The organism is Streptomyces sp. A01 (assembly GCF_059026195.1).
In genome coordinates, this window is sequence record NZ_JBWLKN010000034.1 from 53,763 (window position 1) to 67,445 (window position 13,683).

The following is a 13,683-nucleotide window of genomic DNA, read 5'->3' on the forward strand; positions in this document are numbered from 1 at the left end:
GTCTTTGTACGCCATCGGAATGGCCACACAGTCCCCGGTGGTCCGGTCGAGACGCATCATCCGGCCCCTCCCTCAACTTGACGTATCAGCAGAGGAAACGGTTGCCCGCGTCCTCCTTACGAGTGTTCCCCACCACGGATAACGGCGAGGACTCCGTCCAGTTCGTCCGGTTTGATGAGGACATCGCGCGCTTTCGACCCCTCGCTCGGGCCGACGATGCTGCGCGACTCCATCAGGTCCATGAGCCTGCCCGCCTTCGCGAAGCCCACACGCAGCTTCCGCTGCAGCATCGAGGTCGAGCCAAACTGGGTTGATACCACCAGCTCAGCGGCCTGGCACAGCAGATCGAGGTCATCGCCGATGTCCTCGTCGATCTCCTTCTTCCTGGCCGTGCCCACCGTCACGTCCTCGCGGAAGACGGGCGCCATCTGGTCCTTGCAGTGCTGGACCACGGCGCTCACTTCCTCCTCGGTGACGAAGGCGCCCTGCATACGGATCGGCTTGTTCGCGCCCATCGGCAGGAACAGCCCGTCACCCTTTCCGATGAGCTTTTCGGCTCCCGGCTGGTCGAGAATGACCCGGCTGTCGGCGAGCGAGGAGGTCGCGAAGGCGAGCCGGGAGGGCACGTTCGCCTTGATCAGACCGGTGACGACGTCGACGGACGGCCGCTGGGTGGCGAGCACCAGGTGGATGCCGGCGGCGCGGGCGAGCTGGGTGATACGGACGATCGAGTCCTCGACATCCCGCGGCGCGACCATCATCAGGTCCGCCAGCTCGTCCACGATGACCAGCAGGTACGGATACGGGGACAGCTCACGCTCGCTGCCCTCGGGCGAGCTCACCTTGCCCGCGCGGACGGCGGCGTTGAAGTCGTCGATGTGCCGGAAGCCGTACGCCGCCAGGTCGTCGTAGCGCAGGTCCATCTCGCGTACGACCCACTGCAGCGCCTCGGCGGCCCGCTTGGGGTTGGTGATGATGGGCGTGATCAGGTGCGGGATGCCCTCGTACGCGGTGAGCTCCACGCGCTTGGGGTCCACCAGCACCATCCGGACATCCTCCGGGGTCGCCCGGATCATGACCGAGGTGATCAGGCAGTTGATGCACGACGACTTTCCGGAGCCGGTCGCTCCCGCCACCAGCACGTGCGGCATCTTCGCCAGGTTGGCCATCACATAGCCGCCCTCGACGTCCTTGCCGAGCGCCACGAGCATCGGGTGCTCGTCACCGGCGGCGTCGGCCAGCCGCAGCACGTCGCCGAGGTTGACCATCTCGCGGTCGCTGTTGGGAATCTCGATGCCGACGGCCGACTTGCCGGGGATCGGGCTGATGATGCGCACGTCCGGACTCGCGACGGCGTACGCGATGTTCTTCGTCAGCGCGGTGATCCGCTCGACCTTCACGGCCGGGCCGAGCTCCACCTCGTAGCGTGTGACCGTCGGCCCTCGGGTGAAGCCGGTGACCGCCGCGTCCACCTTGAACTCCGTGAAGACGGTCGTCAGTGAGGCCACCACGGCGTCGTTCGCGGCGCTGCGTGTCTTGCCGGGGCCGCCGCGCACCAGCAGGTCGAGCGACGGCAGCGAGTAGGTGATGTCACCGGAGAGCTGCAACTGCTCCGCGCGGGAGGGCAGTGGCTGCCCCGGCTCGGGCGCGGGGCGCGTCAGGTCGGGCACCATGCCGGTGGAGTCGTCGCGGTCCCCACGCGTGCGTGCGCCCGCGTCGCCGTCGCGCCCCGCGGAGCCGCCCTGCGCGGCACCGTCCTGTTTCGCGCCGCGCGCCGGGGGGACACCGGTGCCGCGCTCGCCCACGATGCCGCTGCTGAGCCCGGCGACGATCGGCGACGGCTGGACGCCGTGCAGCACCGCCCCGTCGAGGGCGGCCGCGGCGGCCGCGGCGACATCCACCGCGTCCATCGGGCGGCCCGACGGCGGCTGGACGCTGCCCGTGCCCGACGCGGCGGAACGGCGTGACCGGCGGCGCTTGTTGAGCGCCTCCTCCTCGGCCCGCTCCGGGTCTTCCTCCCGCTCGGGGCCGCCCTTGTCCAGGGAGGCACGGCGAGGGCGCCTCGCGGGCGTCTGACGCCATTCCTCGGCGTACTCATCACCGTAGGCGTCGGCGTAGGCGTCGTCATCGACGTACTCGTGCTCGGCGTCGTCGATCAGGCCGAGCCGGACCCCGAGCTGCCGCAGCCGCTGCGGGATGGCGTTGACCGGCGTGGCGGTGACGACCAGCAGGCCGAAGACCGTCACCAGGACGAGCAGCGGCACGGCCAGGACCTCGCCGACCGTGTAGATCAGCGGCTTGGACGCGCCCCAGCCGACCAGCCCGCCCGCGTCCTGGATGGCCTCGGTGCCCTCACCGCGCCCCGGCGCGCCGCACGCGATGTGCACCTGACCCAGGACGCCGATGACCAGCGCGGACAGACCGATGACGATCCGTCCGTTCGCCTCGGGCTTCTCCGGGTGCCGGATCAGCCGGGCGGCGATGACCGCGAACAGGACCGGCACCACCAGGTCCAGGCGCCCGAACGTCCCGGTCACCAGCATCTCGACCAGTTCACCGACGGGGCCGCGCAGATTGGACCAGGTCCCGGCGGCCACGACCAGCGCCACGCCGAGCAGCAGCAGTGCGAGCCCGTCCTTGCGGTGCGCGGGGTCGAGGCCGCGCGCACCGCGCCCTATCCCGCGGAACATCGCGCCCACGGTGTGGGCGAGACCCAGCCAGATCGCGCGCACCACGCGGTAGAGGCCGTTGGTGGGGGACGGGGCGGGCTTGGGCGCCGCCTTCTTCGCGGGCGCCTTCTTCGGCGCCGCGGACTTCTTGGCGGGCGCCTTTTTGGCTGCCGCCTTCTTCGCGGGCTTGGCGGCTGCCTTCTTGGCGGGTCCCCCGGCGCGTCCGGCGGACTGCTTCGAGGTGCCCGCCGCGCTCTGGGAACCCTTGCCGGACGTACGAGAGGCCATGGCGCCGAGATTACCCGCGTCAGCCGTACGGGGCACGTACGCCCGCGGTTACGGCTGTGACAACGGCACCGCGACGGGGCACGGGGCAACGCCGGGAACGGGCCCGGCGGCAGACGCGGACGGAAAGGCCGCGCCGGGCGCCGTGGCGTCGGCACCGGGTTGTAGCCGGCGTGAGAACCACGCTCGCTGACATGACGTCAGAACGATCGCCAGGGGAACGGTGAGCCCGGGGCCTCAGCCCTGCGGGGGCACCGTTCCGGCGCTGCTGCCCGCGCCCGGCTCCAGCGCGTCGAGCGCGCGGCGCAGGCCGGTGAGCTTGCGCTCCAGGTGCGCCGCGGTCGCCACGGCGGCCGCGTCCGCGGACTCGTCCAGCTGCTTGGACAGGGCCTCGGCCTGCTCCTCCACGGCGGCGAGCCGGGCGGAGAGCTCGGCGAGGAGACCGACGGGCTCCTTGGCCTCCTCCACGGTCTGCTGGCCGCTCTCCAGCTGCAGCCGCAACAGCGCCGCCTGCTCCCGGAGCTGGCAGTTCTTCATATAGAGCTCGACGAAAACGGAGACCTTCGCGCGCAGCACCCACGGGTCGAACGGCTTGGAGATGTAGTCCACGGCACCAGCCGCGTACCCGCGGAAGGTGTGGTGCGGGCCATGGTTGATCGCGGTGAGGAAGATGATCGGGATGTCCCGCGTCCGCTCCCTGCGCTTGATGTGCGCGGCCGTCTCGAAGCCATCCATGCCCGGCATCTGCACATCCAGCAGGATGACCGCGAAATCGTCCGTCAGCAGCGCCTTGAGCGCTTCCTCCCCTGACGATGCCCGGACCAGCGTCTGATCCAGCGCGGAGAGAATCGCCTCCAACGCCAGCAGATTTTCCGGCCGGTCATCGACCAGGAGGATCTTGGCCTTCTGCACCATGCCCCGTCCTCCTCGTCCCGGCATGGGGTCACCCCAGCTCGAAGAGCCGAGGGAAGCACCGGGCGCCGCCCCAGGGGACGACACCCTTACGCCGCCCGTCCTTGTGCCGGTCATGGTAGCCGCACCCCGCTGTTCGCCACACCCTGTCACCGCGATGTCACTGTGCACGTAGCAGAAACGCGGTGGGAGACCAGAAGGTTCCCCGAATACCGCGTTCCCACACGTGTTTGGCCACAGTCAGTCAACAGTACGGCGTGGCGGCGCCGTCCCGCGCGTACGCTCCGTCACTCCCCTCGCATCCAGTGCTCCATCACCGCCAGCAGATGATCGGTGTCGACGGGCTTGGTCACGTAGTCGGACGCACCCGCCTCGATGCTCTTCTCCCGGTCGCCCTTCATCGCCTTGGCGGTGAGCGCCACGATCGGCAGCCCGGCGAACTGGGGCATCCGGCGGATCGCCGCCGTCGTCGCATATCCGTCCATCTCGGGCATCATGATGTCCATCAGGACAAGCGTGACATCGTCGTGCTGCTCCAGGACCTCGATCCCCTCGCGCCCATTCTCGGCGTACAGCACCTGTAGCCCGTACTGCTCCAGAACGCTCGTCAGCGCGAAGACGTTGCGGATGTCGTCGTCGACGATGAGCACCTTCTCACCGTTGAAGCCGGAGCCGGTGTCCTCGGCCACCAGGTCCTGGCCCGCCAGCATCCACGGCTCCGGCGGCTCCTGGCCCTGCCTGCCCGGCCCGCCGAGGCCACGCTCGGCCTCGGCGGTGCGCTGACGGCGCCGAAGCACACCACCGGTCGCGCGCAGCGTACTGCTCGACGGAGCGACGGAGCGGCCCTGCCGCGCGCCGCGCCGCTCCGGCGCCGCGCCGCCCTCGCCCGCCGTGTCGCCGCCCTCCGCGCCGCCGGGTGCCTCGATGGCCAGCGGAGCGGAGGGCTCCGTCGCCGGCGCGGGCAGCCCGCCCGTCGCCAGCTCCGGGTAGCCGTGCGGCGGCAGCTCGCCCGGGTGCACCGGCAGGTACAGCGTGAACGTCGAGCCGCGGCCCGGCTCGCTGTCCGCGTGGATCTCGCCGCCGAGCAGCCTGGCGATCTCCCGGCTGATGGACAGCCCGAGGCCGGTGCCGCCGTACTTGCGGCTGGTCGTCCCGTCGGCCTGCTTGAACGCCTCGAAGATGACGCGCATCTTGCTGGCGGCGATCCCGATGCCGGTGTCGGTGACGGAGAAGGCGATCATGTCGCCGTCGGGGTCGCGCAGCGCGCCGTGCTCCAGCAGCTGCTCCCTGATGGCGTCCGGAACCTCCGCCCCGGCCGACCGGATGACCAGCTCCACCGCACCGGCGTCGGTGAACTTCACCGCGTTCGACAGCAGGTTGCGCAGCACTTGCAGCAGCCGCTGCTCGTCGGTGTGCAGCGTCGCGGGAAGCTCCGGCGAGACCCGTACGGAGAAGTCCAGGCCCTTCTCCGCGGTGAGCGGCCGGAAGGTCGCCTCCACGTAGTCGACGAGCTGGACCACCGCGATCCGCGTCGGGCTGACGTCCATCTTGCCCGCCTCGACCTTCGACAGGTCGAGGATGTCGTTGATGAGCTGGAGCAGGTCGGACCCGGCGCCGTGGATGGTCTCGGCGAACTCGACCTGCTTGGGCGAGAGGTTCCCCTCCGCGTTGTCGGCGAGCAACTTGGCGAGGATCAGCAGCGAGTTGAGCGGCGTACGCAGCTCATGCGACATGTTCGCCAGGAACTCGGACTTGTAGCGCATCGAGACGGCCAGCTGCTCGGCGCGCTCCTCCAGCACCTGCCTGGCCTCTTCGATCTCCGTGTTCTTGACCTCGATGTCACGGTTCTGCCGGGCCAGCCGCTCGGACTTCTCCTCCAGTTCCGCGTTGGAGGACTGGAGCGCCTTCTGCCGGTTCTCCAGCTCGGCGGACCGCTCGCGCAGTTGCTCCGTCAGCTCCTGCGACTGCTTGAGCAGCACCTCGGTCTTGGTGTTGACGCTGATGGTGTTGACGCTCGTGCCGATCATCTCGGCGATCTGGTTGAGGAAGTCCTTCTGGATCTGCGTGAAGGGCTGGAACGAGGCCAGTTCGACCACGCCGAGGACCTGCCCCTCGAACAGCACCGGCAGCACGATCACATGGGCCGGAGGCGCCTCCCCCAGCCCGGAGGCGATCTTCAGATAACCCGCGGGGACGTTGTCCACCAAGATGGTGCGCTTCTCCTCCGCCGCCGTCCCGATCAGCCCGTCACCGGGCGAGAACGTGGTGGGCATGGAGTTCTTGGAGTAGCCGTAACCGCCGATCATGCGCAGTTCGTACGCGTCGGCGCCTGACCCGCCGTCCGGCGCCGTGTCGATGCCGTCGCCGGTCGGCACGGCCAGGAAGAACGCGCCGTGCTGGGCGGCGACCACCGGCGTCAGCTCGCTCATGATGAGCCGCGCCACGTCCTCCAGCTCGCGCCGTCCCTGCATGAGGCCCGAGATGCGGGCGAGGTTGCCCTTGAGCCAGTCCTGCTCCTTGTTGGCCAGCGTCGTCTCGCGCAGGTTGGCGATCATCGTGTTGATGTTGTCCTGGAGCTCCAGGATCTCGCCGGCCGCGTCCGCGTCGATCTTGAGGTTCAGGTCGCCGCGGGTCACCGCGGTCGCCACCTCGGCGATGGCGCGCACCTGACGGGTCAGATTGCCGGCCATCTCGTTGACCGACTCGGTCAGGTCCTGCCAGGTCCCCGCCACGTCGCGGACCCGTGCCTGGCCGCCCAGCTGGCCTTCCGTGCCCACTTCGCGGGCCACCCGGGTGACCTGCTCGGCGAACGAGGACAGCTGGTCGACCATCGTGTTGATCGTCGTCTTCAGGGCCAGGATCTCGCCCCGCGCGTCGATGTCGATCTTCTTGGTCAGGTCGCCCTTGGCGATCGCCGTGGTCACCATGGCGATGTTGCGAACCTGTCCGGTCAGGTTGGACGCCATCGAGTTCACGGACTCGGTGAGGTCCTTCCACGTCCCCGCGACGCCGGGCACCCGGGCCTGGCCGCCGAGGATGCCGTCGGTGCCCACCTCGCGGGCCACCCGCGTGACCTCGTCGGCGAACGACGACAGCGTCGTCACCATGGTGTTGACGGTGTCGGCGAGCTGCGCGACCTCACCGCGCGCCTCCACCGTCACCTTCTTCGTCAGATCGCCGTTGGCGACCGCGGCCGCGACCTGGGAAATATTACGCACCTGAATGGTGAGGTTGTTGGCCATCAGGTTGACGTTGTCGCTCAGGTCCTTCCAGATGCCGGTGACACCCGGCACCCGCGCCTGGCCGCCGAGCTGCCCCTCGGTGCCCACCTCGCGGGCCACCCGGGTCACTTGCTCGGCGAACGAGGACAGCTGGTCGACCATCGTGTTGACGGTGGTGACCAGGGCGAGGATCTCGCCCTTGGCGTCGACCGTGATCTTCTTCGACAGGTCGCCTTCGGCGACCGCCGTCGTGACCTCGGCGATGTTGCGCACCTGCGACGTCAGGTTGTTCGCCATGAAGTTGACGGACTGCGTCAGGTCCTTCCAGGTCCCGGAGACGCCCTGCACCTCGGCCTGGCCGCCGAGGATGCCCTCGGTGCCGACCTCGCGGGCGACCCGCGTCACCTGCTCAGCGAACGAAGAGAGCTGGTCCACCATCGTGTTGAGGGTGTTCTTCAGCTCCAGGATCTCGCCGCGCGCGTCCACGTCGATCTTCTGCGACAGATCACCGCGCGCCACCGCGGTGGCGACCTGCGCGATGTTGCGGACCTGCGCGGTCAGGTTCCCGGCCATGCCGTTCACCGAGTCGGTCAGGTCCCGCCAGACACCGGCGACGCCAGGTACCTGCGCCTGACCGCCGAGCCTGCCGTCCGTGCCCACCTCGCGGGCCACCCGGGTCACCTGATCGGCGAAGGCGGAGAGCTGGTCGACCATCGTGTTGATGGTGTTCTTCAGCTCCAGGATCTCGCCCCGCGCGTCCACGTCGATCTTCTGCGACAGATCACCGCGCGCCACAGCCGTCGTGACCTGCGCGATCTGCCGCACCTGCGACGTCAGGTTCCCGGCCATGAAATTGACGGAGTCGGTCAGTTCCTTCCAGGTACCGCTGACGCCGTCCACGCGCGCCTGACCGCCGAGGCGGCCCTCGGTGCCCACATCCCGCGCCATCCGCGTGACCTGGTCGGCGAACGAGGACAGCTGATCCACCATGGTGTTCACGGTGTTCTTCAGCTGAAGCATCTCGCCGGAGACATCGACGGTGACCTTCTGGGACAGATCGCCGTTGGCGACCGCCGTCGTCACCTGCGCGATGTTGCGGACCTGCCCCGTGAGGTTGCGGAAGGCCGTGTTCACCGAGTCGGTGAGGTCCTTCCAGGTCCCCGCGGCCCCCGGCACCTGCGCCTGGCCGCCCAGCTCACCCTCGACGCCGACTTCACGCGCGACCCGCGTCACCTCGGCGCCGAACGACTGCAGCTGGTCGACCATGGTGTTGACGGTGTTCTTCAGCTCCAGCATCTCGCCGGACACATCGACGGTGACCTTCTGCCCCAGGTCGCCGTTGGCCACCGCCGTCGTCACCTGCGCGATGTCCCGCACCTGCGTCGTGACGTTGCGGAACGCGGTGTTCACCGAGTCGGTGAGGTCCTTCCAGGTCCCCGCCGCGCCCGGCACCTGCGCCTGGCCACCGAGCAGCCCCTCGGCGCCGACCTCGCTCGCCACCCGTGTGACCTCGTCGGCGAAGGTGCGCAGCGTCTCCGTCATCGTGTTGATCGTGTCGGCCAGCTGCGCGATCTCGCCGCGCGCGCTCACCGTGACCTTCTGCGACAGGTCGCCGCTCGCGACGGCCGTCGTCACCTGCGCGATCCCGCGCACCTGCGCCGTCAGGTTTCCGGCCATCAAGTTGACCGAATCCGTGAGGTCCTTCCACACTCCGGCGACGCCGGGCACCTGCGCCTGGCCGCCCAGCTCACCCTCGGTGCCCACCTCGCGCGCGACACGGGTCACCTCGGAGGCGAACGAAGAGAGCTGGTCCACCATCGTGTTGACGGTGTTCTTCAGCTCCAGCATCTCGCCGGCCACGTGCACCGTGACCTTGCGCGACAGATCGCCCTTGGCGACCGCCGTCGTGACGAGCGCGATGTCCCGCACCTGAGCGGTCAGCCGGGACGCCATCGTGTTGACGGAGTCCGTGAGGTCCTTCCACGAACCCGACATGCCCCGCACCCGGGCCTGCCCGCCGAGCTTGCCCTCCGTGCCGACCTCGCTCGCCACCCGCGTCACCTCATCGGTGAACGCCGACAGCTGGTCCACGAGTCCGTTGACCGTACGCCCGACCTTCAGGAACTCGCCGCGCAGCGGGTGCGCGGACCCGTCCGACCCGCGCGAGCGCAGATCCATCCGCTGTTCCAGGTCGCCCTCGGCGACCGCGGAGAGCACCCGGCCCACTTCGGACACCGGGCGTACGAGGTCGTCGACGAGCGCGTTCGACGCGTCGATCGCCGCCGCCCAGGAGCCGTCGCAGGCCCCCGTCTCCAGCCGTTCCGTGAGTTTTCCCTCACGTCCGACGACGCGGCGCACCCGTGCCAGCTCTCCCGTGAGCTGGAGATTACGGTCAACGACTTCGTTGAATACGGCGGCGATCTCGGCCATCGGGCCCTCGCCGGACACTGTGAGACGTTTGCGGAAGTTACCGTCCCGCATCGCCACCAGCGCCGTCAGCAGTCTGTTCAGGGCTGCTGTGTCCACTTCGGTCGTCCCGTTTGTACGGGAACGTCCGCCTTTCGCGCGCGTACTCGTGCCCCGCGCGGCTGCGCCAGACTCCACCGTGTGCCTCCCGCAGGGTCGACCATGCTCGTCGGGCTCTCTTTTGAGCCTTCCCAGTGTTTCACCATGGCCCAACCAGGCCATAACAGTTCGGCAGCATCGCATACCGTCCGTGGCGTCCTCTGGGTGGAATCACTGCCGACCGGCATCCCCGCGCACGGTGAAGGTAAGTAACCTGGCATTCGGCTAGGGCATCGGAGGGGCGCTGCGACATGGGTGAGCAGATCGCCGAGACACGCATGAGGAGACCTGTGATCACCGCGCGGGCAGCCGCCACCTTCGACCCGGTCGGACGCTCGGTCGCCTCCGCCCGCGCCTTCGTCCGGGACACCCTCCAGGGCTGGGGCTTCACCGACATCGTCGACGACGCCGTGGTCCTCACGAGCGAGCTCGTCACCAACGCGGTGGTCCACGCCGGTACGGCGGCCGATGTCACCTGTATGCGCACCGACACGGGCGTACGGGTCGAGGTCGCCGACCGCTACCCCGAGCGCGAGGTGCCACTGCAGAGCGCGGGCGTCCACTTCGGCAGCCCGGACCGCGAGGGCGGCCGCGGGCTGCTGCTGTGCGCGGCGCTCGCCACCCGCTGGGGCGTCGAGTACACCTCCACGCACAAGCAGGTCTGGTTCCAGCTCGACCTCCCCGACCGCCCCGCGGGCACCCGTTCCGCGGGCCCCGCCCTGCCCGCCGACGCGCTGCCCATCGCCGACGCCCGGGTCCGCGTCGCCGTCATCCAGATCGACCGCCTCGGCGGCATCAGCTCCTGGAACGAGGACGCCCAGGAGCTGTTCGGCTTCAGCCCCGACCAGGTCACCGGCAAGCAGCTCACCGACTTCGCGGCCTGGCCGCACACCCCCGGCACCAGCACCGGCATCGTCGAAGCCCTCCAGCTCTCCCGCTGGGAGGGCTCGTACGGCGTCCGGGGCTCAGACGGCCGCGTCATCCCCGTCTACGCCTCGCACTTGCGCGTACGCGACACCGACGGCGACCCATCCACCGTCTGCCTGCTGGTGCGCGACCACGAGCGCGCCGTCCTCCAGACCCCGATGCGCGCCCCCGTCTCCGACAGCCCCGGCTCCTCCGAGCGCGGCGCGGCCACCGACGCCTTCGAGGTGTTCATCGGCTCGCCCGCCCCCGACGACCTCGACGGGCTCCTCCAGCGGACCGTGGAGCGCGCCCGCGACATGCTCGACGGCGACTCCGCCTATCTGCTGCTCGCCACCGACGACGAGACCGAACTGGAGGTACGGGCCTCGACCGGCCTGCCCTCCGCCCGCCAGCGGTTCGCCCGCGTCCCCGTCGAGGCGGGCTCAGGTCGCTACGGTTCGGCCCGGATGCCCGCCGTCCACGAAGACCTCTCCGCGGTGCCCGGCGCCGTCCCGCTGCTCAGCAACACCGGCATGCGCTCCGTCGTCACCGTGCCGCTGAAGGTCGAAGGGCGCCTGACCGGCTCCCTCGGCGTCGCCGCCGAAGCCCCGGGCCGCTACAGCAACGAGGAGGCCCTGCGGCTCCAGTTCGCCGCCGACCGCATCGCCCTGGCCGTCGAATCCGCCCGCCTCACCGAGCTGGAGCGGCTGCGCCGTGGCTCGCTCTCCTTCCTCGTCGAGGCGTCCGACCTGCTCGCCGGGACCCTCGACCGGGACCAGACGCTGGCGCTGATGGCCCAGATGACGGTGCCGACCCTCGCCACGTGGTGCGCCGTCTACACCATCGCCGACCAGGCGTCCGAGCCCGAGCTGTCCTACGTACTGCACGAGGACGAGGACCGTATCGACGGACTGAAGGCCCTGCTGTCCAAGGTCGACCCGCCCGAGCCGGTGCCCGCGCCGGGCGCGCGCGTATGGACCGCGCCCTCCGATGCCGCGCACGCCGCCGCGCTGCGCACTTCTCTGCGCAGCCTCGGCCTCGGCGACTCCGTACGGCCGGCGACCGGCCCCGGGACCTCGCTCGCCACGGCCTCCGCCGTCGGCGGCGAGACCGTCGTACTGCCCCTGGTGGCCCGTAACCGTGTCATCGGGATGCTCACCCTCGGCAAGCCCACCGATGAACACTTCCGCCAGGAAATCCTCGAACTCGGCGAGGACCTGTCCCGCCGGGCCGCCCTCGCGCTCGACAACGCCCGCCTGTATTCCGAGCGCACGGCCATCAGCCAGTCCCTCCAGCGCAGCCTGCTGCCACCGGAGCTGCCCGAGGTCCCCGGCGTCGAGGTCGAGGTCATCTACCGCGCGGCGGGCGAGGGCAACGAGGTCGGCGGCGACTTCTACGACGTCTTCCCCATCCGCGACGGTGCCTACGGCTTCGCCATCGGAGACGTGTGCGGCACAGGCCCCGAGGCGGCCGCCGTCACCGGACTCGCCCGGCACGCCCTGCGCCTGCTCGCCCGGGAGGGCTTCGGCGGCCCCGCCGTCCTGGAGCGGCTCAACGCCGCCATCCTCGACGAGGGCGCCCGCAGCCGCTTCCTCACCCTGCTCTACGGAGAGCTGTGGCCGCAGCACGACGGCAGCGCCGTCCTCAAGATCGTGTGCGCCGGGCATCCGCTGCCGCTGCGGCTCCGTCAGGACGGCAGCGTCGAGGCCGCCGCTGAACCGCAGCCGCTGCTGGGCGTGATGGACGATCTGGAGCTGTACGAGCAGACGGTGACGCTCGCCCCCGGCGATGTACTGCTGTGCGTCACGGACGGCGTCACGGAGCGCCGTGAGGGCAGCCGCATGCTGGGCGACGACGGCCTCATCGACGTTCTCAAGATGTGTACGGGCCTGACGGCGGGCGCCGTCGCCACCCGCGTGCTCCGCGCGGTGGAACGCTTCGCGGCCGAACCGGCCTCCGACGACATGGCCATCCTCGCCATGCGCGTCCCGGAGCCGCAGCTGGAACCGCAGGGCAGCTGATAAGGCAATAACGGCCCGCCCCGATACCGCCGTATCCGGACGGTCCCGACCATCCGGATATGACGAAGGCCCCCGTCAGAGTGACGGGGGCCTTCGTTGTGTCGAGCCCCAATACGGAATCGAACCGTAGACCTTCTCCTTACCATGGAGACGCTCTGCCGACTGAGCTATTGGGGCGCAGCGAGATAGATCTTACCCGAACTCACGTGCGCCCCTGACCACTGCTCAGCCTCAGGCGGCCGCCGGCAGAAGCCCGCCCAGCGCATTGCAGGCGGAGACCACCCGGTGCAATTGGCGGCGCGTCATGGCCGGCGCCACGGGCAGCACCACGCATTCGTCAGCGGCCCGCTCGGTCTCCGCGAGCCACAATTCCTGCCGGAATGGCGCCGTCCGGTGCACCGGCGTCTTCACCGGTACCCGGCAATCGACGCCGCGGGCCCGCAGGGCCCGCACAAAGGCGTCGCGGTCCGGCCGCCCGTTGCCGGGTACGCGCACGACGTACTGCTGGAAGCCGTGCTCGGCGCCGTACCATGCCAGTGGTGTCCTGAGCCCCTTGAGCCGGGCACTGAGGTACCGGGCGTTCATCTGCCGCCGCTTGATGTCCGAGGTCGGCTCGGCCGTCACACCGTGCCCGATGACCGGCAGCTCCTGCCGGCGGCCCAGCTCGGTCAGGGCGCCCATGTCCGCCGGGTGACCGAAGGTGTGGACAGCGACGATGGCCGCGGTCCGCGCGCTCACCGCGCGGGCCACGGCCGTCGGGTCAAGACAGAAGGTGCCGGCGTCTATGTCGACGAAGACCGGCTTCGCGCCGACCGACAACACCGTACGGGCCGTCTCAAGCACGTCGTACGAGGGCACGATCACCTCGTCACCGGCCCGCGTGACCACACGTGCCAGCTCATTGCGCAGGTCATCCGCTGAAGTCCCCATACGAAGGATGGTGCCCAGGCAACGTGAACACCGAGTGACCTGCGGCACAACGCGAAAGAGCCTTGTCGGGACCGAAGTCCCAACAAGGCTCTTAACACAATGATTGTTCGGCGGCGTCCTACTCTCCCACAGGGTCCCCCCTGCAGTACCATCGGCGCTGAAAGGCTTAGCTTC

The 13,683-nt window shown here is 69.8% G+C and carries 5 protein-coding genes, 1 tRNA gene and 1 rRNA gene; 1 reads left to right on the forward strand and 6 read right to left on the reverse strand.

Annotated elements, in window-relative coordinates:
* Positions 1-116: 116 nt before the first annotated feature.
* The 3 genes from AC5P1B_RS31350 to AC5P1B_RS31360 all read right to left on the reverse strand — a co-directional run bounded on the left by AC5P1B_RS31350 (position 117) and on the right by AC5P1B_RS31360 (position 9,691).
* Positions 117-2,957, reverse strand: coding sequence for a DNA translocase FtsK (locus tag AC5P1B_RS31350; RefSeq protein ID WP_493891375.1), 2,841 nt, complete (start codon positions 2,955-2,957; stop codon positions 117-119).
* Between the two features lie 234 nt (positions 2,958-3,191).
* Entirely contained in the window at positions 3,192-3,869 is a 678-nt protein-coding gene (locus AC5P1B_RS31355; RefSeq protein WP_493891376.1) for a response regulator, read from the reverse strand.
* Between the two features lie 284 nt (positions 3,870-4,153).
* Entirely contained in the window at positions 4,154-9,691 is a 5,538-nt protein-coding gene (locus tag AC5P1B_RS31360; RefSeq protein ID WP_493891377.1) for a HAMP domain-containing protein, read from the reverse strand.
* Between the two features lie 212 nt (positions 9,692-9,903).
* Here AC5P1B_RS31360 and AC5P1B_RS31365 point away from each other — a divergent pair, with 212 nt between their 5' ends.
* Positions 9,904-12,579 (forward strand): SpoIIE family protein phosphatase, encoded by a 2,676-nt coding sequence (locus AC5P1B_RS31365; RefSeq protein WP_493891378.1) that lies wholly within the window; start codon positions 9,904-9,906, stop codon positions 12,577-12,579.
* A gap of 104 nt (positions 12,580-12,683) precedes the next feature.
* Here AC5P1B_RS31365 and AC5P1B_RS31370 read toward each other — a convergent pair.
* The 3 genes from AC5P1B_RS31370 to rrf form a co-directional block, all read right to left on the reverse strand.
* Positions 12,684-12,756, reverse strand: a tRNA-Thr gene (locus AC5P1B_RS31370).
* 54 nt (positions 12,757-12,810) lie between these two features.
* Positions 12,811-13,509: a DegT/DnrJ/EryC1/StrS family aminotransferase gene (locus AC5P1B_RS31375; protein ID WP_493891379.1), complete on the reverse strand. Its 699-nt coding sequence runs from the start codon at positions 13,507-13,509 to the stop codon at positions 12,811-12,813.
* Between the two features lie 105 nt (positions 13,510-13,614).
* Positions 13,615-13,683 (reverse strand): 5S ribosomal RNA (rrf, locus tag AC5P1B_RS31380); the annotation flags it as partial.